General features: G+C 74.2%; 21 protein-coding genes and 1 pseudogene. 10 read left to right on the forward strand and 12 right to left on the reverse strand.

Annotated elements, in window-relative coordinates; all coding sequences use genetic code 11:
• The first annotated feature begins 10 nt into the window (after positions 1-10).
• Positions 11-166 carry a hypothetical protein gene (locus tag ACZ6J5_RS10450; RefSeq protein WP_469389812.1) on the forward strand — a complete coding sequence of 52 codons (156 nt, stop codon included), beginning with the start codon at positions 11-13 and terminating at the stop codon, positions 164-166.
• Between the two features lie 58 nt (positions 167-224).
• A complete protein-coding gene (locus ACZ6J5_RS10455; RefSeq protein ID WP_469389814.1) occupies positions 225-1,649 on the forward strand; it encodes a lipase maturation factor family protein in 1,425 nt (474 codons plus the stop codon).
• A gap of 69 nt (positions 1,650-1,718) precedes the next feature.
• Here ACZ6J5_RS10455 and ACZ6J5_RS10460 read toward each other — a convergent pair whose 3' ends face one another.
• The 3 genes from ACZ6J5_RS10460 to ACZ6J5_RS10470 form a co-directional block, all read right to left on the reverse strand.
• Entirely contained in the window at positions 1,719-1,889 is a 171-nt protein-coding gene (locus tag ACZ6J5_RS10460; protein ID WP_469389816.1) for a hypothetical protein, read from the reverse strand.
• Between the two features lie 239 nt (positions 1,890-2,128).
• A complete protein-coding gene (locus ACZ6J5_RS10465; protein WP_469389817.1) occupies positions 2,129-3,613 on the reverse strand; it encodes an SDR family NAD(P)-dependent oxidoreductase in 1,485 nt (494 codons plus the stop codon).
• Between the two features lie 84 nt (positions 3,614-3,697).
• Positions 3,698-4,438: an IucA/IucC family C-terminal-domain containing protein gene (locus ACZ6J5_RS10470; protein WP_469390512.1), complete on the reverse strand. Its 741-nt coding sequence runs from the start codon at positions 4,436-4,438 to the stop codon at positions 3,698-3,700.
• 320 nt (positions 4,439-4,758) lie between these two features.
• On the opposite strand from ACZ6J5_RS10470, the gene ACZ6J5_RS10475 reads away from it, so the two are divergent.
• Positions 4,759-5,715, forward strand: coding sequence for a DMT family transporter (locus ACZ6J5_RS10475; protein ID WP_469389819.1), 957 nt, complete (start codon positions 4,759-4,761; stop codon positions 5,713-5,715).
• Here ACZ6J5_RS10475 and ACZ6J5_RS10480 read toward each other — a convergent pair.
• The 6 genes from ACZ6J5_RS10480 to ACZ6J5_RS10505 form a co-directional block, all read right to left on the reverse strand.
• Positions 5,596-6,927 carry a transglycosylase family protein gene (locus tag ACZ6J5_RS10480; protein WP_469389821.1) on the reverse strand — a complete coding sequence of 444 codons (1,332 nt, stop codon included), beginning with the start codon at positions 6,925-6,927 and terminating at the stop codon, positions 5,596-5,598. The two genes, ACZ6J5_RS10475 and ACZ6J5_RS10480, sit on opposite strands and share 120 nt — an antisense overlap.
• A gap of 91 nt (positions 6,928-7,018) precedes the next feature.
• Positions 7,019-7,171 (reverse strand): hypothetical protein, encoded by a 153-nt coding sequence (locus tag ACZ6J5_RS10485; RefSeq protein WP_469389823.1) that lies wholly within the window; start codon positions 7,169-7,171, stop codon positions 7,019-7,021.
• 123 nt (positions 7,172-7,294) lie between these two features.
• Positions 7,295-7,639 (reverse strand): GNAT family N-acetyltransferase, encoded by a 345-nt coding sequence (locus ACZ6J5_RS10490; RefSeq protein ID WP_469389825.1) that lies wholly within the window; start codon positions 7,637-7,639, stop codon positions 7,295-7,297.
• 35 nt (positions 7,640-7,674) lie between these two features.
• Positions 7,675-8,100, reverse strand: a complete 426-nt coding sequence (panD, locus tag ACZ6J5_RS10495) for an aspartate 1-decarboxylase (RefSeq protein WP_469389827.1) — start codon at positions 8,098-8,100, stop codon at positions 7,675-7,677.
• Positions 8,101-8,371: 271 nt separating this feature from the next.
• Complete coding sequence (locus tag ACZ6J5_RS10500; protein WP_469389829.1) at positions 8,372-8,515, reverse strand: hypothetical protein; 144 nt, start codon at positions 8,513-8,515, stop codon at positions 8,372-8,374.
• A gap of 83 nt (positions 8,516-8,598) precedes the next feature.
• Positions 8,599-9,654, reverse strand: a complete 1,056-nt coding sequence (locus tag ACZ6J5_RS10505) for a serine/threonine-protein kinase (protein WP_469389831.1) — start codon at positions 9,652-9,654, stop codon at positions 8,599-8,601.
• Between the two features lie 261 nt (positions 9,655-9,915).
• Between ACZ6J5_RS10505 and ACZ6J5_RS10510 the strand changes: the two genes are divergently transcribed.
• Complete coding sequence (locus tag ACZ6J5_RS10510; protein WP_469389833.1) at positions 9,916-10,134, forward strand: DUF6458 family protein; 219 nt, start codon at positions 9,916-9,918, stop codon at positions 10,132-10,134.
• A gap of 51 nt (positions 10,135-10,185) precedes the next feature.
• A complete protein-coding gene (locus ACZ6J5_RS10515) occupies positions 10,186-10,557 on the forward strand; it encodes a PRC-barrel domain containing protein (RefSeq protein WP_469389834.1) in 372 nt (123 codons plus the stop codon).
• A gap of 250 nt (positions 10,558-10,807) precedes the next feature.
• On the opposite strand, the pseudogene ACZ6J5_RS10520 reads toward ACZ6J5_RS10515, so the two are convergent.
• Together ACZ6J5_RS10520 and ACZ6J5_RS10525 are read right to left on the reverse strand one after the other, a co-directional pair.
• A pseudogene (locus ACZ6J5_RS10520) lies at positions 10,808-10,969 on the reverse strand (thiamine pyrophosphate-dependent enzyme); the annotation flags it as partial.
• 128 nt (positions 10,970-11,097) lie between these two features.
• On the reverse strand, positions 11,098-11,484 hold the full coding sequence (locus ACZ6J5_RS10525) for a hypothetical protein (protein WP_469389836.1): 387 nt from the start codon (positions 11,482-11,484) through the stop codon (positions 11,098-11,100).
• 110 nt (positions 11,485-11,594) lie between these two features.
• Here ACZ6J5_RS10525 and ACZ6J5_RS10530 point away from each other — a divergent pair, with 110 nt between their 5' ends.
• Together ACZ6J5_RS10530 and ACZ6J5_RS10535 are read left to right on the forward strand one after the other, a co-directional pair.
• Complete coding sequence (locus ACZ6J5_RS10530) at positions 11,595-11,918, forward strand: hypothetical protein (RefSeq protein ID WP_469389838.1); 324 nt, start codon at positions 11,595-11,597, stop codon at positions 11,916-11,918.
• A 108-nt stretch (positions 11,919-12,026) separates the two neighbouring features.
• The gene (locus tag ACZ6J5_RS10535) at positions 12,027-12,188 is read left to right on the forward strand and encodes a DUF5670 family protein (RefSeq protein ID WP_469389840.1); all 162 of its coding nucleotides are present in this window, start codon (positions 12,027-12,029) and stop codon (positions 12,186-12,188) included.
• A gap of 73 nt (positions 12,189-12,261) precedes the next feature.
• On the opposite strand, the gene ACZ6J5_RS10540 is transcribed toward ACZ6J5_RS10535, so the two are convergent.
• On the reverse strand, positions 12,262-12,489 hold the full coding sequence (locus tag ACZ6J5_RS10540) for a DUF5133 domain-containing protein (RefSeq protein WP_469389841.1): 228 nt from the start codon (positions 12,487-12,489) through the stop codon (positions 12,262-12,264).
• Between the two features lie 282 nt (positions 12,490-12,771).
• Between ACZ6J5_RS10540 and ACZ6J5_RS10545 the strand changes: the two genes are divergently transcribed.
• From ACZ6J5_RS10545 to ACZ6J5_RS10555, 3 genes are all read left to right on the forward strand, one after another.
• Positions 12,772-16,800: a HAMP domain-containing protein gene (locus tag ACZ6J5_RS10545; protein WP_469389843.1), complete on the forward strand. Its 4,029-nt coding sequence runs from the start codon at positions 12,772-12,774 to the stop codon at positions 16,798-16,800.
• The gene (locus ACZ6J5_RS10550; protein ID WP_469389845.1) at positions 16,797-19,232 is read left to right on the forward strand and encodes a SpoIIE family protein phosphatase; all 2,436 of its coding nucleotides are present in this window, start codon (positions 16,797-16,799) and stop codon (positions 19,230-19,232) included. The genes ACZ6J5_RS10545 and ACZ6J5_RS10550 overlap by 4 nt, the downstream gene beginning before the upstream one ends.
• A gap of 87 nt (positions 19,233-19,319) precedes the next feature.
• A complete protein-coding gene (locus tag ACZ6J5_RS10555; RefSeq protein ID WP_469389847.1) occupies positions 19,320-19,688 on the forward strand; it encodes an STAS domain-containing protein in 369 nt (122 codons plus the stop codon).
• Positions 19,689-19,712: the final 24 nt, after the last annotated feature.

The following is a 19,712-nucleotide window of genomic DNA, read 5'->3' on the forward strand; positions in this document are numbered from 1 at the left end:
GGAGGCAGCCATGAGCCAGTACGACGAGTACACGACACCCGCGCAGGCCGAGGGTGAACGCCTCGAAGAGGACCTGGACCCGCAGCAGAAGGCGCAGCGCCATCCGCAGACGCTCCGCACCACGCCGTCCCAGGCGGAGGGCGAGCGGAAGGCCGACGAGGAGTAGCGGGACCTGACGGGCGGCCCCCGGCTCCGGGGCGCCGCCCCACGGCCATGGGCGTCCCATGGGCTGGTTCACCGCACCTGACTACTGGCTGAGCCGGATCGTCTTCCAGCGGGGGCTCGCCGGGCTGTACCTCGTCGCCTTCCTCTCGGCGGCCCTCCAGTTCCGCGCCCTCATCGGGGAGCGCGGGATGCTCCCCGTACCCGCGTATGTGCGCCGGGTCCCGGCGCGGCGCGCGCCCAGCCTCTTCCAGTGGCGCTACTCCGACCGGCTGTTCGCGTCGGTGGCCTGGGGCGGGGCGGGCCTCGCGCTCGCGATGGCGGCGGGCGCGGGCGACGCGGTGCCGCTGGCCGCCTCGATGCTGCTGTGGCTGCTGCTGTGGGGGCTCTACCTGTCGATCGTGAACGTCGGGCAGACCTGGTACGCCTTCGGCTGGGAGTCGCTGCTCCTGGAGACCGGTTTCCTCGCCGTCCTGCTCGGCAACGACGACACCGGGCCGCCCGTGCTGGTCCTCTTCCTGCTCCGCTGGCTGCTGTTCCGGGTGGAGTTCGGGGCGGGCCTGATCAAGATGCGCGGCGACCGCTGCTGGCGGGACCTCACCTGCCTCTACCACCACCACGAGACCCAGCCGATGCCCGGCCCGCTGAGCTGGTTCTTCCACCACCTGCCGAAGCCGCTGCACAAGGCGGAGTGCGCCGCCAACCACGTCGTGCAGCTCGCCGTCCCGTTCCTGCTCTTCGCCCCGCGGCCGGTCGCGACCGTCGCGGCGGGCCTGATGGCGGCGACCCAGCTGTGGCTGGTGCTCTCCGGCAACTTCGCCTGGCTGAACTGGCTGACCATCCTGCTCGCCCTGTCCGCGATGGACGGCTCCCTCGTCACGGGCCCGCACCCGCTCCCGGACCCCCCGCTCTGGTACGTGGCCGTCGTCTGCGCCGCCACCGCCCTGGTCCTGGTGCTCAGCCGCCACCCGGTGCGCAACCTGCTCTCCCGGCGGCAGGCGATGAACCGCTCCTTCGACGCCTTCCACCTGGTCAACACCTACGGCGCCTTCGGCACGGTCGGCCGGATCCGGGACGAGATCGTGATCGAGGGCACCGACGACCCGGAGCCCGGCCCGGGCACGGTCTGGCGGGAGTACGGCTTCAAGGGGAAGCCGGGCGACCCGCGCCGGATGCCCCGCCAGTTCGCCCCGTACCACCTGCGGCTGGACTGGCTGATGTGGTTCGCGGCGCTCTCCCCCGGCTACGCCCGCGACTGGTTCGGGCCCTTCGTCGAGCGGCTGCTCGCCGGGGACCGGGACACCCTGCGGCTGCTGCGCCACAACCCCTTCCCCGACGCGCCGCCCGTCCTGGTGCGGGCCCGGCTCTACCGTTACCGGTTCACCGGCCCGCGCGAGCTGCGGGAGACCGGGGCGTGGTGGCGGCGCGGGCTGGTGCGGGAGTACCTGCCGCCGGTGCGGCTGCGGGAGGCGGCGGGGCCGCCGTGAGGGGCCGGGAATGCCCGTGCCCCCGGGCGCGCGGGGCGGCCGGGGGCACGGGGGAAGGCGATCGCCGACTCAGTCGATGCCCTGCAGGATGTGGGGCTCGGCGAGGTCGTCCTCGTAGCCGGCGAGACGGATCGGGGCCGAGCGGGCCCACACTTCGAGGCTGCCGAGCTCGCCGGACCGGCGCTTGCGCTCGGCCGGTTCGGCCGGACGCTGCTCCTGCTGGGTCAGTTCTGGTGTCACCGCGCACTCCTTTGTGTCGCGTACCAAGGGGGACTAGGACCGTCGGTCGCGGTGGCGCCGTTCTCCGGGCGGGGCCGCGGCCTTGGTCGGGCCTGTCCCCAGGACGGCCGTGAGGGTTCGGTGAAACCCTGGTGGCCGTCCGTGGACATCAGATTAACCAGATGAGCGCGTCAGCGCTCTATGGGGCACCAAAGTGTGACGCGATCGGGTGAAGCCCTTTACTCCCGGGCGCGGACGAACTACCACTTACCGGGTGCGTAGTCCTTCATGAAGACGCCGTAGAGGTCCTCGCCCAGCTCGCCGCGCACGATCGGGTCGTAGACCCGGGCCGCGCCGTCCACGAGGTCCAGCGGAGCGTGGAAGCCGGCCTCGGCGAGCCGCAGCTTGTCGAAGTGGGGCCGCTCGTCGGTGATCCATCCGGTGTCGACCGAGGTCATCAGGATGCGGTCGGTCTCGAACATCTCCTGGGCGCTGGTCCGCGTCACCATGTTCATCGCGGCCTTGGCCGCGTTGGTGTTCGGGTGGCCGGCGCCCTTGTAGCCGCGACTGAAGACGCCCTCCATCGCGGAGACGTTGACGACGTACGAGCGCCCGCTGGGCGCCTTGGCGGCGGCCTCGGCCATCACCCCGCGCAGCTTGCTGATGAGGATGAACGGCGCCGTGTAGTTGCACAGCTGGGTCTCCAGCAGCTCCACCGGCGAGATCTGCTCGATGGACTGCACCCAGGTGTTGGAGTCGACGACGTCCGGCACCAGGCCGCCCGCGTCGATGGCGGTGCCGTCGAGGTGTCTGGCGACGCTCGCGTTGCCCGCGACCAGCGCGAGGTCGGCGACCTGCTGGGCGTCGAGCCCGCTCACGCCGGCCGGGAGCGCCGCGCCGGAGCCGAGCTCGCCGACCGCGCCGGAGCCGAAGGCGCCGATGACGTGGTGGGCGGGCAGCTCGCCGGCGGGCAGCGGGGCGTTCTCGCCGTCGACCAGGGCCGCGTACGCGGAGGCCAGCCGGCGCACGGTCTGGGTCGCGTTGTTGACCAGGATGTCGAGCGGACCGGCCGCGGCGACCTGCTCGGCGAGGGCCACGGCCTGCGCCGGGTCGCGCAGGTCGATGCCGACGACCTCCAGGCGGTGCATCCAGTCCGCCGAGTCCTCCATCGCCTTGAAGCGGCGGATGGCGTCCTTCGGGAAGCGGGTGGTGACGGTGGTGTGGGCGCCGTCGCGCAGCAGCCGCAGCGCGATGTACATGCCGATCTTGGCCCGGCCGCCGGTGAGCAGCGCGCGCTTGCCGGTGAGGTCGGCGCGGGCGTCGCGGCGGGAGCGGTTGAGGGCCGCGCACTCCTGGCAGAGCTGGTGGTAGAAGAAGTCGACCTCGACGTAGCGCGTCTTGCAGGTGTAGCAGGAGCGCGGGCGCTGGAGTATCCCCGCGATCTCGCCGGCCTCGGTGACCGAGCTGGGCAGGATGCCCTCGGTCTCGTCGTCGATGCGCTGGGCGGAGCCGGTGGCGGTGGCCTCGGTGACGGCCTTGTCGTGGGCGGTCTTGGCGGCCCGGCGCTCCTGGCGGCGGCGCTGCTTCACGGTCCGGTAGATGCCCGCGGTCGCGCGCCGGACGGCGATGGCGTCCGGGTGGTCCACCTCGATCTTGTCCAGCTCGTCGAGCACGCTCAGGCAGACGGCCAGGCGCTCGGGGTCGATGCCCGGCCCGTGGTCCTGGGTCTCTTCAGTCACCGTCATGGCCTTCGTCGTTCCTCGATCGCTCGCGCCGTGATTGCTCCGGGAGCGCTCGCACACTCCGTCGCTTCTCCCAAAGACGCAACTTTACGGAGCGGGGGGCCGCCGCTCCAAACCCGTTCGGGGCGGGTGGTCGAACACACAGTCGCCGCAGAGTCCGCCGGAGGGGCAGCGGTAGTAGAGACAGCAGCTCGCGCGGCGCAGCGCCGGGCCCCGGACGGTGCGGGCCAGCTCGGGGTGGTCGAGGAGGCCGTGGACCAGAGCGGTCGCGCGGTCGGCGGCGTCCGGGCGGCCGTGGGCGCGGGCCCAGCGGACCAGTTCGCGCAGGGCTCCGGCGAGCGCGGAGCCCGCGTTGCCCCAGAGCAGCCGCTCGGAGATCCGCCCGTCGCGCGCGAAGGCGGCGTGCAGCGGGACGAGGTGGGCCTCCAGGACCAAGGCCCGCAGCTCCGCCACCCCGGCGGGGCGGCTGCCCGTACCGGACCACCACAGGTCCTCGGGCGAGCTGAGGGCGCCGTCCCAGTGCAGGGTGCCGGGGGTCAGGTCGGGGAAGCGGCCGTGGAGGGCGGCGGGGCCGAGCGCGGTGGACCAGAGGCGGGCGGCGAGGCCGAGGTGGGCGACCGAGGCGCCGACCCGCCGCTCGGGGGCGCCGAGCCGGGCGGCGACCCGGTCCACGCGCGCGGCGAGCGGGGCGTCCTCCCCCGCGTACAGCAGGGCGAGCGGCCGGTGCGCCGTGCCGGGGGCGGGCGGGGCGGTGCGCAGCGCGAAGAAGCCGCCCACCTCGGCGGTGTCCGCGCGGTACGCGGGCTCGTCGCCGCGCGGGGCTTCCACGCCGCGCGCGGGCTCGTCGCCGGGGGCGCTCTCGTCGGGATCCACGCCCGCATCCTGCCGTACCGGCGCGGCGGCGGGGGCGGGATCGGGGTGCGGGCCGCTGTGGACCGCGTCACGCGCCGGCCGGCTCGTTCCGGATTCCGCGCGGGGCCGCCGCCGGCCCCGTCCAGGAGACCGAAATCGACCCGTTCCCCCCGTCCTGACCTGCGCGGCCCTCCACCCCAGGGTGTACGAGGGGGCTTCGTACTCCATCCGCGGTACCCGCGATCGCGTCCCCTGGTACGAAGACGGGAGCGCCCGGGAGGGGGATCGTGGAAGGTATGAGCCCCCTCCTGCTGTCCGTGCTCCTGGCCCTGGTCTCGGCGGTCGCCTACGCGGCCGCGGCGATCGTGCAGGAGCGCGTCGCGGCCGCCGCCGACGGCCCGCGCTACGCCCCGCTGCGCGTCCCCGCCTGGTGGGGTTCCGTGCTGCTCAACGGCCTCGGCGCGGCGCTCCACGTGGCGGCGCTCGCCTATGGCCCGCTCAGCCTGGTCCAGCCGCTGGGCGCCCTGACGATCGTGTTCGCGCTGCCGATGGCCGCGCTGTTCGTGGGCCGCCGGGCGGGCCGCCGGGCCTGGCGGGGCGCGCTGATGGCGACGGCGGGCCTGGCCGGGCTGCTGAGCCTGACCGGCGGCGCCGGGTCGGGGACCCTCGCGGCGGACGAGCGGCACCTGCTGGCCGTGGGCACCTTCGGCGTGGTCGTCCTGCTGTTCGGGCTGGCGCGCGCGGTGGGCCGCTCGGTGCTGCGGAGCGTGATCCTGGCCGCGGCGGCCGGGGTGTCGTTCGGCATCGCGTCGGTCTTCACGAAGACGGTCGCCGAGGTGTGGACGCCGGGCGCTCCGCTCGCCCAGTGGACGAGTCTGCTGACGCTGTCGGCGCTGGCGGTGACCGGACTGCTGCTCTCCCAGGCCTCGTACCGGGGCGCGGGGCTCGCGGCGCCGCTCGCCACGGTCACCGTGGTCAATCCGGTGATCGCGGCGACGGTGGGCCTGACGCTGTTCGGCGAGTCCTTCCGCTACGGGACGGCCGGCGCCGTCGCCGCGCTGATCTGCGGCGCGGTGGCGGCGGGCGGCCTGGTCCAGCTCACCCTCGACCGGCTGGACCGGGCGGGGGCGCGATCAGATGGGAACGCCCCGGGCGCGCAGGTAGGCCAGGGGGTCGATGTCGAAGCCGTACCCGGGACCCGTGCGCATCTCGAAGTGGAGGTGCGGCCCCGAACTGTTGCCGGTCGATCCTGAGCGCGCGATGCGCTGCCCGGTGTTGACCCGCTGCCCTTCCCGGACGGTGAGGGCGGAGAGGTGGGCGTACTGGCTGTAGCGGCCGTCCTCGTGCCGGATGACCACCTGGTAGCCGTACGAGCCGCCCCAGCCGGCGGAGACGACGGTGCCGGTGGCCACGGCGCGTACGGAGGTGCCGGTGGGGACGGGGAAGTCGACGCCGGTGTGGTAGCCGCTGGCCCAGGAGGAGCCGGACTTGCGGTAGCGGGTGCCGATGTCGGTGTCGGAGACGGGCGAGGTGAAGCGGTCGGCCTCGGGGGCGGCGGGCCGGGCGGCGGGCTTCTGGGCCGGCTTCGCGGCGGGCTTGGCGGCCGGCTTCTGGGCCGGCTTGGCGGCCGGCTTCGCGGCGGGGGTGGCCACGGGCCGGGTCACGGGCTTGGCCGCCGGGCGGGCGGCCGGGGCCTTCGCGGCGGGCTTAGGCGCCGGCTTCGCGGCGGGCTTCGTCGCGGGCTTGGCGGGCTTCGCGGGTGCCTGGGCGGCCTTGGGCTGCGCCATCCGCAGGGTGAGGCGCTGGCCCGGGTGGATGAGGTCGGGGTCGTCGCCGACGACCTTCCGGTTCGCCTGGTAGAGGCGCTGCCAGCCGCCGTGGACGCGCTCCTCGCGGGCGATGGCGGAGAGCGAGTCGCCGGGCGCCACGGTGTACATCTCCCGCACGGTCGGGACGGCCGTCGGGCTGGTGCCCGCGGGCTTCTTCCGCTGCGCGGGTAACGCGGCCTTCGCGGCGGTGGCGGCCGTGGCGGTGTCCGCCACCGGCCGGGTGCGCTGGGTCTGCGGCGCCAGGTCGGGTCCGGGGCCGCCGCGCTCCAGGCCCGCGCGCGGCGCGCAGGCGGGCCAGGCGCCGGGGCCCTGCCCCTTGAGGACCCGTTCGGCGATGGCGATCTGCTGGTCCTTGGAGGCCAGGTCGGCGCGCGGCGCGTAGTGCGTGCCGCCGTACCGCTCCCAGGTCGACTGGCTGAACTGGAGCCCGCCGAAGTAGCCGTTGCCGGTGTTGATCTGCCAGTTGGAGGTGGACTCGCAGGCGGCGAGCTTCTCCCACACGTCGAGCGAGGCCGCCTGGGCCGTGCCCGCGCCGACCAGCGGCAGGGCCATGCCGGCGCCTCCCGCGGTGACGGTGAGCGAGGCTCGGTTGATCAGGCTCGGCTGGTACCGGCGGTGTCTCCCGCGTACGGCCATGGGCCCCCCTTGAAGGCGTATGCAGTCGCCCACGGTAAGGGCGGGCAACCGTACGTGACAAGGGCTCCGGCGCAATCCCCCGGCGGCTCCGTCAGCTCGTGCCCGCCGGTCCCGGCTGGGGCAGCGGCTCCGGGTCGGGCACCGGGTTCGGCGGCGGCACGGGCGGCGGCGTGGGCACCGGCGGCGGGCCGGGCGGGGCCGGCACCGGCGGGGGCAGCGGATCGGGGTACGGGGGCTGGGTCATGGCACGCTCCGGTACGGGCTCGGGGTCGTCGGGCGGGGCGGATCCCTGGTCCAGGGTGACCCGTGCCGTGCTGACCCGCGCGCCGAGCAGGTCCCTCCGGGGGCCGTCGCGGCCCCCGGAGGGTCACCAGAGCTCGGGTGAGGCGGCGAGCTCGCGCTTGGCCTCGCGGACGATCTCCGGGGGCGCCGCCGGGGCCTCCTCGGGGTGCCGCTCGGCCCACTTCGCCGCGTACGGGCAGAGCGGGACGACGGGGACGCCCTCGGCGGCGGCGATCCGGTAGAACTCCCGGACCAGCGCCCCGGCGACGCCCTTCCCCTCGTGGGTCGCCTCGACGACGGTGTGCACCACGACGAGGGCGTGCGGTGCCGCGTCCAGGGCGAAGTAGACGACGACACCGGCGTACTCGCCGTCGTCGAAGGCCTCCAGACGGCGCCTCTCCCGGTCGTCGCGGATCGTCAGCTGGGTCATGCCCTGGGTCCTCCCGGTCGCTCGCTCGGACGGGCTCAGACCCGGGCGGGCACCGCGTGCGGCGCCCGTACCGTGTCGCTCCCGGGGACCGGCGCCGAGGCGTCCCGTCCCAGCTCCACGATGCGGTTCGCCCCGTCGACGTGCACGACGCGCGGCGTGAACGCGCGGGCGTCGGCGTCCGCCATCTGGGCGTAGCTGATGAGGATGACCAGGTCCCCGGGGTGCACGAGATGGGCCGCGGCCCCGTTGATCCCGATCACGCCGGAGCCGCGCTCGCCCTCGATGACGTAGGTCTCCAGCCGGGCCCCGTTGTCGATGTCGACGATGTGGACGAGCTCGCCGGGCAGCAGGTCGGCGGCCTCCATCAGCTCCGCGTCGACGGTGACGGAGCCGACGTAGTGGAGGTCGGCCTGGGTGACGGTGGCGCGGTGGATCTTGGACTTGAACATGGTACGCAGCATCGAGGTACTCCTGGACGTAGGCTCCCTGCCTGCGCATGTGCAGGTCAAGGGCTGTTTCCCCACCCTATGACGGGTCGGGCCGCGGCGGCCGGCCCGAGCTGTCCGGGACCCTCCACCACGGCGGCCCCACCAGCCTACGCAGGCGGCGCCCCTGGGCCCTCGTGATCAGCGTCACCGAGGGGACCGGCGGCGCGGGGGTACGCGCGCCCGGGCCGCCGGTGCCCTCGGTGCCGATCGGCGCGTCCTGGTGGGGCTCGCGGCGCGGCGCGCGTCAGCGGCGGCGCAGCCTGCCGAACAGGCGGCGCGCCTGGTCGCGCTTGCGGGGGTCGGCCGCGGCGCGCCGGAGGGACGCGGCGGCGCCGCGTCCCTGGGGGCTGCGGACGAAGCGCTTGATGCGGTCCAGCAGTGCGGTCATGGGATTCTCCTCCGATGTCCGTGTCCTGGCACTCCGTGTTGCCCCGGACGGGGATTTCACACCCCCGCAGACATGGCGGGACGTCAGATGGAGTGTTCGGGGCCGCTGTTGTCCTGGGGGAGCGGCGCCGCCGGCACGTCCGTCCGGCTCCCGTGCGCCGCCCGGCCGGCGGGAGCTCCGCCCAGCGTGCCCGTCAGGGTGAGCCCCAGCGCGGCGAGACCCGCCACCACGGCCCGGACGGGTGCGGGTGGGCCCGGCCGTGCGCCGGGAGGCGCCGGAGCCCGCCCCGAGGTCCGCGGGTCGGCGAGGATCCGGGCGCAGGCGGCGGCGTCCGGCCGGGCCTCGGAGGAGCGTTCGGTCATCGCCGTGAGCAGGCGGGCGAGTCCCGCCGGGAGGCCGGCCGGCGGCACCGGGGGGCGGTACAGCCGGGCCACGGCCGCCTCCAGCGGCGCTCCCCCGTACTCCGCCTCGCCCTTGAGCGCTTCGAGCAGGACGAGGCCGAGGCTGTACACGTCGGCCGCGGGCCCCGTACCGCGGCCCAGGGCCTGCTCGGGCGCCATGTAAGAGGCGGTGCCGACGAGCGTGTCCGCGTCCTCGGCGTCCTCGGCGTCCTCGGCGCCGTCGGCCGCCGCCTCGACGCGGCGGGAGATCCCGAAGTCCGTGAGGAACGGCGTGCCCGACCGGTCCAGGAGGATGTTCGACGGCTTGACGTCGCGGTGGACCACGCGCCGGGCGTGGACGTGGGCGAGCGCGGAGGCCAGGGCCGCACCCGTCCGGCAGGTCTCGGCGGGCGTGAGGACGCCCCGGGCGATCCGCCGCCGCAGGGTCGTCCCCCGCACGAGCCGCATCACGAGGAACGGCCGGCCGTCGTCGCGGCCCGTGTCGTAGAGGGCCACCAGGCCGGGATGGCGCATCCGGGCCAGCGTCCGGGCCTCCCCGTCGCACTGGGCGGCGGCCCGGCGGGCGTCCGCGGGCCGGAACAGCTTCACCGCCACGGGGCAGCGCAGCCGCAGGTCCAGTGCCTCGTACACGTCCGCCGCGCCGCCCCTGCCCAGGAGACGGTCGAGCCGGTAGCGCCCGGCGACGGCGCGCGCCGTCCCCGTGGTGTCCGGATGTGCGGGCCTCGCTCGGAGCTGCATCGGTGTGCTCCCTGGGGATGTGACCGGTCCGCCGCCGACGGGCCGGGGGTCGGGTGCGCGGCCCGCCGGTGTGTGCGCGGCCCGCTGTTCGAACGCCTGCCCCCTCCCTCCGCGAACATCCCCTGGAGGACGGCGAATCGGCGGTCCGGCGCGTTCGAGGGCGGGCGGGGGCCGGTCCGTACATCTCCTCGAAACGGCGGAATGATCCCGGGGGACCCGGGTACGCGGACGCTGTCCGACGCAGGGGAGGAGCAAGCACACATGGGTATAGGGCTGTTCATCATCATGATCGCCGTCGGGGCCATCCTGACGTTCGCGACCGACTGGGAGATGCAAGGGGTCGACCTCGATCTGGTCGGCCTGATCCTGATGGCCGTCGGCGTGCTCGGGACCGCCGTCTACACCGCCGTGCTGCGCCGCCGCCGCGTGGTGGTCCCGCCGGTCACGACGGTCACCGACGACCGTCGCGACCTGCTCTGAGGCGGCCGGCACCGCACCCTGCACGAGAAGAGCGACAGAGGAGTGACAGCGATGAACGACAATCCGTGGTCCTTCGACACGGCTTCCGGCCACCTGACGGGCACCGACCTCACCGGCTGGCGCGTCGAGGCCTCCGACGGGCACATCGGCAAGGTGGACAAGCACTCCGACGAGGTGGACGACTCCTACCTGGTCGTGGACACGGGCGTGTGGATCTTCGGCAAGGAGGTGCTCATCCCGGCGCGGGCGGTGGTCCTCGTGGACCCGGAGGAGGAGACCCTCCGCCTCTCCCTGTCGAAGGAACAGGTCAAGGACTCGCCCGAGTTCGTCGCCGACAAGCACCTCGCGGACCGCCAGTACCGCGAGGAGATCGGCCAGTACTACCGGATGCCCTGGCAGTTCCCGGGCGGCGGAGCCCTCTGACGGGCCGGCCCGCCCGGAGACGGCCCCCGTCGCCCCCTTCCCGCGCGCCGGCGCATGGATCCCGGCCGCCGGGGCAGACGGGTCCCGAGCGGGGGACCCGCTCGCGCCGGGTCCGCGGCACCCCCCTTCTGCCGTGGATCGACGGCACCCGTGAGTGGCCCGCACCTTCCACGGTGCGGGCCACTCGCCTGCCCCCGTCGACGGGGCCCGCGCCGTGCGGCGCCCCGCCCCGATCGTGCCGCGTGCCGCGCTTTCCGGGGACGGCCACCTCCGCCGGGTTGGTCAGCACATCGAGGAGGACCGGTCCGGGGAGGGCGAGCGCCTCGCGCACCGCCTCGTCGAGCTGGGCGGGCGCGGTGACCCGGATGCCGGTCAGCCCGATCGCCTGGGCGACGGTACGGGGCCTGGGGTCTCCCTTCCTCGTGGCCGCCGGGCCGGCTCACCGGAGGGTGAACCGGTCCGGATGGGCCGCCTTCCAGTCGCCTGCCCAGGTCTCCGGAAGCGACGCGGGCGAAAGGAGCAGACCGGGTGCGAACGGCTCTACAGCATCGACGGGACCAGGTACTCGGTCCCGGTCCGGTCCGGCTCCAGTTCGGTGCCGAAGGGGTCCTCGGCGTCCGTGCCCTTCGCCCGCTGGTAGACGATGGACCGGGTGTCCCGGTCGAAGGGCACGCCGTCGACGTTCCCCTCGACGACGTACTGCGGGGCCTCCGGGCGGATCGCCTCCATCGCGAACCGCAGGTGCCCGAGGAGCGGACAGTCGCGCGGGATCGAGTGGCGCCGCTGGACCACGTCGTACGACGCGACCGCGGCGAGCGGCAGGGCGGGCCCGGCCGCGCACCACCGCCACGGGGACACCAGGACGGCCGCGAGGCCGGTGGCGAGCGCGCCGAGGGCGGTACCGACCAGGATCAGTGACGTCACCATCGACGGGCGTCGGTCCCGGACGGGCGCGCTCAAGCGCGCGGCGGACCAAGGAGCGGCGGGGCGCGGAAACCGCCAGGTTTAGCGGGCGGGACTCCGGCCAGACGGTGCCCATGAGTGCTTCGGAGAACAGCGGACGGAACCGCTTCCACCGGACCGGCCCCTACGCCGTCCCGGACTGGCCCGGCCCGGTACCCGGTGCGGACCCCGACGGTGCCGGGGACCCGCCTTCCCCCGCCTCGCCGTTCCGGGGGACCGTCCGCGGCACCGCGGGCGACCTGTGGTCCGCCGTGTGGACCCACCGGGCCGTGGCGGCGGGTTCCGCGGCCGGTGCGGCCGCGCTCGTCCTCGCGTACGGGTGGGGGCGCCGGAGCGGGCGCCTGGCGGCCCGGCGCGACCTGGGCCGGCTGGCCCTGTTCTTCGCACGCCGCGCCTGAACGGGCGCTCGCCGACCGGCCCGGGGCCGACGGGCGCGCACGCGCCGATCGGCCCTTTCGCACGCTTTCCCTCATCGTCCGTCCACGTCTTCACGGAGGTAGACCCTCATGGTCCCCCTGCTCCTCGTCCTGCTGCTCGCCCTGATCCTCTTCGGCGCCGGTTTCGCCGTGCAGGCGCTCTGGTGGATAGCCGTCATCGTGCTCGTCGTGTGGCTGCTGGGCTTCGTGGCCCGGCCGAAGGGCGGTTCGGGCCGCTGGTACCGCTGGTAGGCGGCGCGCGACCACCGGTGACGCGGCCGGGCCCGGCACCTCCGCCAGGAGGGTGCCGGGCCCGGCCGCGTACTCAGGCGGTCAGCACCGAGTCGTCCTCGGGGCGCGCGCCCGGCAGACGGTGGCGGGCCGCGATCAGCGCCGCGTCCACGTCCCGCGTACCGGTGGACACGCAGAGCGTGTAGGCGATGTCGTCCATGCGCCGGCGCACCTCCTCGCCGCCGTTCTCGGCCTTGAGCATCGTGAGCGTCTCGTACTGTGCGATGAGCTCGCGCAGGACCGCGGGGTGGGCCATGAGCACGTACTGCTCCCCTCGTCGTGGGGCGGGGACCGCCCGGTTCGGGGCGCGTGTACCCCGGCCGGGGCGTCGCACACGTGAGGCAGCGGGGCCGGGGGGACCGGTTCCGGCCGGATGACCCGCACCGCCCTCCTGTTGTCGATCACGGAGGGGTAATGTCGTCATGATTGCCGTACGGCAACGATCACGACCGTCGGATCCGGTTCGGGGAAACGGTCGTCCGATGCCCGACCCGGGCCGCACGGTCCGTGCGCGCCCAGGGTGGGTGGGGAACGAGGATGGGGCATGTCTGAGACGATGACCAGGGGTTCCTCCGGACAGGAGCAGTCCGGGTCGGCCCCGGTGGTCGAGCCTGAACTCCGTCAACTGCTGGCCGGACTCACGGCGGTGCGGGACGGCGACTTCGGCACCCGGCTGCCGGACGAGGCGGACGGGCTGCTGGGCGAGATCTCCCGGGTGTTCAACGGGATGGTCGACCAGCTCTCCCTGTTCACCTCCGAGGTGACGCGGGTGGCCCGCGAGGTCGGCACGGAGGGGACGCTCGGCGGGCAGGCCGCCGTGCCCGGCGTCTCCGGCACCTGGGCCGATCTGACGGACTCCGTCAACGCGATGGCGGGCAATCTCACCACCCAGGTCCGCGACATCGCCCAGGTGGCGACGGCCGTCGCCAGGGGAGACCTGTCCCAGAAGATCGACGTGGACGCGCGCGGCGAGATCCTGGAGCTGAAGAACACCATCAACACGATGGTCGACCAGCTCTCGGCCTTCGCCGACGAGGTCACCCGGATGGCCAGGGACGTGGGCACCGAGGGCATCCTCGGCGGCCAGGCCGACGTGAAGGGCGTCTCCGGCACCTGGCGCGACCTGACCGACTCCGTCAACTCGATGGCGGGGAACCTCACCGCCCAGGTGCGGGCGATCGCCCACGTCGCCACCGCGGTCGCGGGCGGCGACCTGTCGAAGAAGGTCGACGTGGACGCCCGGGGCGAGATCCTGGAGCTGAAGACGACCATCAACACGATGGTCGACCGGCTCTCGGCCTTCGCCGACGAGGTCACCCGGGTCGCCCGCGAGGTCGGCACCGAGGGCAACCTCGGGGGCCAGGCCACCGTCCGGGGCGCCTCGGGCACCTGGAAGGACCTCACCGACAACGTCAACGTGATGGCCTCCAACCTCACCGGACAGGTGCGTTCGATCGCCCAGGTCGCCACCGCCGTGGCCCGGGGCGACCTCTCCCGCCGGATCACCGTGGAGGCCAAGGGCGAGGTCGCCGCCCTCGCCGACACCATCAACACCATGGTGGACACCCTGTCCGCCTTCGCCGACGAGGTGACCCGCGTGGCCCGCGAGGTCGGCACCGAGGGGCGGCTCGGGGGGCAGGCGAGGGTGCCGAACGTGGCCGGCACCTGGAAGGACCTCACCGACAACGTCAACTCCATGGCGAACAACCTGACCGGACAGGTCCGCAACATCGCCCAGGTCACGACCGCCGTAGCCAACGGCGACCTGTCGAAGAAGATCGACGTCGACGCCCGGGGCGAGATCCTGGAGCTGAAGACGACCATCAACACGATGGTCGACCAGTTGTCCTCGTTCGCGGCCGAGGTGACCCGGGTCGCCCGCGAGGTCGGCAGCGAGGGCCGGCTCGGCGGGCAGGCCGAGGTCGAGGGTGTCTCCGGCACCTGGAAGCGGCTGACCGAGAACGTCAACGAGCTGGCGGGCAACCTCACCCGCCAGGTTCGCGCCATCGCCGAGGTCGCGAGCGCCGTCGCCGAGGGCGACCTCACCCGCTCGATCACCGTCGAGGCCTCGGGCGAGGTGGCCGAGCTCAAGGACAACATCAACGCCATGGTCGGCTCGCTGCGCGAGACGACGCGGGCCAACCAGGAGCAGGACTGGCTCAAGTCCAGTCTGGCCCGGATGTCCGCGCTGATGCAGGGCCACCGCGACCTGGCCGTCGTCGCGGAACTCGTCATGGACGAGCTGACCCCGCTCGTGGGGGCCCAGTACGGCGCCTTCTACCTCGCCGAGGAGGGGGCCGACGGCGTCGAGCTGGGCCTCGTCGGCTCGTACGGACGCCCCGCCGGCGACCGGGACGGGGTGCGCTTCCGGCTGGGCGAGTCGCTCGTCGGGCAGGCCGCCCGCAGCCGCCGCACCGTCACCGCCGAGAACGTCCCCTCGGACTACGCGACGATCTCCTCGGGACTCGGCAGCACGTCCCGTGGCAGCCTCGTGGTGCTGCCCGTCGTCGTCGAGGAGCAGGTGCTCGGCGTCATCGAACTGATGTCCTTCGGCCCCTTCACCTCCGTGCACCGGGACTTCCTGGAACAGCTCATGGAGACCGTCGGCGTCAACCTGAGCACCATCGTCGCCAACTCCCGCACCGACGAGCTCCTGGACGAGTCCCAGCGGCTGGCCGGCGAACTGCGCTCGCGCACCGAGGAACTCCAGGTGCGGCAGGAGGAGCTCCAGCGCTCCAACGCCGAGCTGGAGGAGAAGGCGGCCCTGCTCGCCACGCAGAACCGCGACATCGAGGCCAAGAACCTCCAGATCGAGCAGGCGAGGCAGGAGCTGGAGGCCCGCGCCCAGCAGCTCGACCTGGCCTCCACGTACAAGTCGGAGTTCCTGGCCAACATGAGCCACGAACTGCGCACCCCGCTCAACAGCCTGCTGATCCTGGCCCAGCTGCTGGCCCAGAACCCGACCCGCAACCTGACGGCCAAGCAGGTCGAGTACGCCGGCATCATCCACTCGGCCGGATCCGACCTGCTCCAGCTGATCAACGACATCCTCGACCTCTCCAAGGTGGAGGCCGGGAAGATGGACCTGCACCCGGAACGGGTCCCGCTGCACAGGCTGCTCGACTACGTCGAGGCCACCTTCCGGCCCCTCACCTCGCAGCAGAGCCTCGCCTTCGCGGTCTCCACGGCCGCCGGGGTCCCGGCCGACCTCGTCACCGACGACACCCGGCTCCGGCAGGTGCTGCGCAACCTGCTGTCGAACGCCGTCAAGTTCACCGAGCACGGCACCGTCGAGCTGCGCATCGAACCGGCACCGGACGACGAGCCGCCCTCGTCCGTGCACCGCGGCGGCCCCGTCGTCGCCTTCCGCGTCTCCGACACCGGCATCGGTATCGCCCCCGAGAACCTGGAGGCCATCTTCGGCGCCTTCCAGCAGGCCGACGGGACGACCAACCGCAAGTACGGCGGCACCGGCCTGGGCCTGTCCATCAGCCGCGAGATCGCCCACCTCCTCGGCGGCGCCCTCACCGTCACCAGCGCGCCGGGCGAGGGCAGCACCTTCACCCTCTATCTTCCCGTCGCCCGCACCGACTTCGCCGAACAGTCCGCCCCCGGCGCGCCCCCGGCGGCCTCCCCGGCCGGGCTCGCCTTCCCCGCCGCGGCGCCGGGCGGCTCGCCCGCGCCGGGCGGCGCCGCGGACACCCGGCCCACCCGGCGGCTGCTGGTGATCGAGGAGCGCCCGCGCGGACTCCTCGCCGTCGTCGCCGAGAACGCGGTCGGCCAGCTCACGGCCGACGGCCGGCACACGGGCCGTGCGGACATCGACCTGGTGGCGGTCGTCGGTCCCCAGGAGGCCGCCGCCGCGCTCGCCACCCGGCCGTTCCACTGCGTCGTGCTCGACGTCGACATGGCGGACGGCGACGCCCTGCGCTTCCTGGACGCCCTGGACGGCGACGAGGCGCTGCGCACCGTGCCCGTCCTCGCCCACAACAACCGCCGGCTCCCCGCCGACGAGGAGAACGCCCTCCAGGACCTCGCCCGCCGCCGCCCGCTGGAGCTCCTGTCCAGCCTCGACGAACTGCGCGAGCGGATCGCCCTGCATCTGTCCGCGGAGCAGCCCGGCGACGTCGTGCCCCTGGTGCGCGGCGACCACCGGGTGCCCGCGCCCCGGGCCGTCGACGACACCTTGAGCGGCCGGACGGTGCTGGCCGTCGACGACGACGCCCGCAACCTGTACGCCCTCAGCGGCATCCTGGAGCTGCACGGCATCACCGTGCTGCACGCCGAGAACGGGCGGAAGGGGATCGAGACCCTGCTGGCGAACCCGGCCGTCGCCCTCGTCCTGATGGACGTGATGATGCCGGAGATGGACGGATACACCGCGACCGCGCGGATCAGGGAACTGCCGCAGTACGCGGACCTGCCCGTGATCGCCGTCACCGCGAAGGCCATGCCGGGCGACCGGGAGAAGAGCCTGGCGTCCGGGGCGAGCGACTACGTCACGAAGCCGGTCGACGCCGACGAACTCATCGCCTGCGTCAGCCGCTGGCTCGACGGGGGGACGGCCTCGTGACCCTGCCCCCGCCCCGCGTCGGCGGCCCGCCCGCCGCCGACGGCACGCCGGCCGCCCCGGACACCGCCGTCCCGGACGGCCGGCTCGCCGCCACCGTGGAACGGCTGCGCGGCGAGGTGCGCGCCGCCCACGCGGCGGCCGAGGGCCGCGCCCTGATCGAACTCGCCAAGGGGGTCATCGTCGAGCGCCTGGGCTGCGGCCCGGCCCAGGCGGCCCGCCAGCTCGCGGAACTCGCCGACCGGGCCGGCCTGTCCCAGCTCGAACTGGCCGCCGACATCATCAACCAGGCGGCCCGCGACCGGCTGGCCGAGGCCACGGACACGTTCGTGAGGACGGCCGTCGGCGAGGCCCCGGCCGCCACCGCTGCCACGGCCACCGCCACCGCCTCGGTCGCCGTGCGGCTGCGCACGGCGGAGAGCGCGGCACTCGGCGCGGGCGACACCCAGGCCGTCGCCGAGTCCCTGCTCCGGCACGCTCTCGAACCGCTGGGCGCCGTCGCCGTCGCGATCTGGACCACCGGTCCGGACACCTCGCTGAGCCTGCGCGGCCACGCCGGCTTCGGCCCTGACGAGGCGGCCCGCTGGCACTACGTGCCGCCGGGTGTGACGACCGCGGCCCGCCAGGCGCTCATCGGGCGCCGGACCGTCCGCTACGCCTCCCTCGCGGCGTCGGGCATCCCCTCGCTGGGACGGGGGCGCCTTCCCGACGGAGGCAGGGTCGTCGTCCCCGCCGGGACCGGCGGCCGGATCCACGGCGTCCTGGAGATCTGCTGGGCCCGCCCGATCGACCCGCTGCCGCAGGCCGTGGAGCGCCAGATCGAGGCCCTCGCCGAGCTCTGCGCCCACACCCTGGAGACGCTGCCCGAGGCGTCCCCCGGGGGCTTCGCCGTACCCGGCGGCCTCCCGGTCACCGGCGGGGAGGGGGCGGCGGCCCTGGCCGAACTCTCGGACGGGCTCTACGATCCCGCCCTCGTGCTCACCCCTCACCTGGACGAGGCGGGGAGGCTCGTCGACTTCCGCATCCGGCACGCCAACGCGCACTTCCAGGACCCGGCGGGACGGCCCCGCGGCTCCGTCGACGGGGCGCTGCTCCTGGAGGCGTACCCGGCCACAGCGGGGGGCGACGAGCTCTTCGAGCGGATCGAGCGGGTCTACGCCACCGGGGAGCCGTTCCGCGCCCGCCGGGTCCGGCTCACGGCTCTGGTGGACCAGGTGCCGCTGGCCTCGCTCGCCGACCTCAGCATCAGCCGGTACGGCGCGAGCGTCCTGTTCATCTGGCGCGTCGAGGACGAGTCGGCCCGCCTCGCCAGCCTCCTCCAGCACGCCCAGCGGCTCGGCCGGGTCGGCGCCTTCGCGGAGGACCTCGTCAGCGGCGAGATCACCTGGCACGGCCAGCTCTACGAGCTCTTCGGCCGCGCGTCGACAGAGCCGCCGGTCGCCCTGCGCGACCTCGCCGGCCACGCCCACCCGGACGACGCCGACACCATCCGCCGGTTCCTCCAGAAGGTGCTGGAGCAGCGGCGGGTGGGCTCCGCCGCGTTCCGTATGCTCCGCCACGACGGCGTCACCCGGCACATCCGGGTGACCGCCGAACCCGCCCCGGGCGGCGACGGCGGTCTCCAGTCCGTCCGGGGCGCCTACCAGGACATCTCGGCGCAGCACTGGACCGAGGTCGCCCTCACGGCGACCCGCGACCGGCTGGCGGCGACGGAGGAGGCGGCCGAGGAACGCAACCGGCTCACCCTCCAGCTCCAGCACGCGATCATGCCGCCGGCCATGCCGCCGCTCGACGCGCCGGGTCTGGACGTGGCCGTGCGCTACCGGCCGGCCGAGTCCGACTCCCTGGTCGGCGGCGACTGGTACGACGCGGTCGTGCTGCCGTCCAAGAAGGTGCTCCTGTGCGTCGGGGACGTCGCGGGACACGGCGTGGAGGCCGCCACCGGCATGGTGGTGCTGCGCAACGCGCTGCGCGGCCTGGCGGTCACGGGCGCGGGCCCGGGGCAGCTGCTGTCCTGGCTGAACAGCGTCGCCCACCACCTCACCGCCCAGGTGACGGCCACCGCCGTCTGCGGCGTGTACGACCCGGAGAACCGTACGCTGCGCTGGGCCCGCGCGGGGCACCTCCCGCCGGTGCTGGTGCGCGGGAAAGAGGCGTTCGACCTGCCGCTCCTGCGCGGGGTGCTGCTCGGGGCCCTCGCGGAGACCGACTACGAGGAGACGGAGCTGCGGCTCGAACCCGGCGACACGGTACTGATGTACACCGACGGACTCGTCGAGCGGCGTGACACCGCCGTGCACGATTCCGTCGCTCATCTGCTCGCCGTCGCCCGGCAGCCGTCCGACGGCCTCGAACACCGGCTGGACCAGCTGCTCGCGCTGAGCAAGTCGGACACGGACGACGACACGTGCGTGGTCGGTGTCCAGGTGTCCTGACCCCGGCCGGCCGGCACCGGCCCGGTCACCCGCGAGAAGCCCCATGCCAAGCCCCCCCTCCCGGCAAGCCCCACGAAAGCAGGAGACATGTCCGAGCGTGAACCGAACCTTGATGTCGACGTCGAGATCCGCGACGCCCGCACGGCCGTGCTGACCGTGGCGGGCGAGCTGGACATGGAGACGGCCGACCGGCTCCAGGAGCGTCTGGCGGAGCAGTTCGGCCAGGGGCGGCGCCGTCTGGTGCTGGACCTGTCCACCCTCGACTTCATGGACTCCTCGGGGCTGAACGTCCTGATAAGAGCGGTGAACAGGGCGCGGGAGGACGGCGGTGACCTGTATCTCGCCGCGCCCACCTCCGCGGTGCGCCGCATCCTGGAGATCACCGGGGTGACGACGACGATCCCGCCGCACGACACCATGGCGGACGCGCTGGCCGCGGCCAGCGGCGCGAGATAGCGGAAGGGTGCCCGGTCCCGTACC

Source organism: Streptomyces sp. NPDC042100 (assembly GCF_055582325.1).

Excerpts from the sequence above, each read along its gene's own strand:
- ACZ6J5_RS10450 (WP_469389812.1), top strand. The coding sequence starts at position 11 with ATGAGCCAGTACGACGAGTACACGACACCCGCGCAGGCCGAGGGTGAA.
- ACZ6J5_RS10455 (WP_469389814.1), top strand. The coding sequence starts at position 225 with ATGGGCTGGTTCACCGCACCTGACTACTGGCTGAGCCGGATCGTCTTC.
- ACZ6J5_RS10465 (WP_469389817.1), bottom strand. The coding sequence starts at position 3,613 with ATGACGGTGACTGAAGAGACCCAGGACCACGGGCCGGGCATCGACCCC.
- ACZ6J5_RS10475 (WP_469389819.1), top strand. The coding sequence starts at position 4,759 with ATGAGCCCCCTCCTGCTGTCCGTGCTCCTGGCCCTGGTCTCGGCGGTC.
- ACZ6J5_RS10480 (WP_469389821.1), bottom strand. The coding sequence starts at position 6,927 with ATGGCCGTACGCGGGAGACACCGCCGGTACCAGCCGAGCCTGATCAAC.
- ACZ6J5_RS10485 (WP_469389823.1), bottom strand. The coding sequence starts at position 7,171 with ATGACCCAGCCCCCGTACCCCGATCCGCTGCCCCCGCCGGTGCCGGCC.
- ACZ6J5_RS10490 (WP_469389825.1), bottom strand. The coding sequence starts at position 7,639 with ATGACCCAGCTGACGATCCGCGACGACCGGGAGAGGCGCCGTCTGGAG.
- panD (WP_469389827.1), bottom strand. The coding sequence starts at position 8,100 with ATGCTGCGTACCATGTTCAAGTCCAAGATCCACCGCGCCACCGTCACC.
- ACZ6J5_RS10500 (WP_469389829.1), bottom strand. The coding sequence starts at position 8,515 with ATGACCGCACTGCTGGACCGCATCAAGCGCTTCGTCCGCAGCCCCCAG.
- ACZ6J5_RS10505 (WP_469389831.1), bottom strand. The coding sequence starts at position 9,654 with ATGCAGCTCCGAGCGAGGCCCGCACATCCGGACACCACGGGGACGGCG.
- ACZ6J5_RS10510 (WP_469389833.1), top strand. The coding sequence starts at position 9,916 with ATGGGTATAGGGCTGTTCATCATCATGATCGCCGTCGGGGCCATCCTG.
- ACZ6J5_RS10515 (WP_469389834.1), top strand. The coding sequence starts at position 10,186 with ATGAACGACAATCCGTGGTCCTTCGACACGGCTTCCGGCCACCTGACG.
- ACZ6J5_RS10525 (WP_469389836.1), bottom strand. The coding sequence starts at position 11,484 with ATGGTGACGTCACTGATCCTGGTCGGTACCGCCCTCGGCGCGCTCGCC.
- ACZ6J5_RS10530 (WP_469389838.1), top strand. The coding sequence starts at position 11,595 with ATGAGTGCTTCGGAGAACAGCGGACGGAACCGCTTCCACCGGACCGGC.
- ACZ6J5_RS10535 (WP_469389840.1), top strand. The coding sequence starts at position 12,027 with ATGGTCCCCCTGCTCCTCGTCCTGCTGCTCGCCCTGATCCTCTTCGGC.
- ACZ6J5_RS10545 (WP_469389843.1), top strand. The coding sequence starts at position 12,772 with ATGTCTGAGACGATGACCAGGGGTTCCTCCGGACAGGAGCAGTCCGGG.
- ACZ6J5_RS10555 (WP_469389847.1), top strand. The coding sequence starts at position 19,320 with ATGTCCGAGCGTGAACCGAACCTTGATGTCGACGTCGAGATCCGCGAC.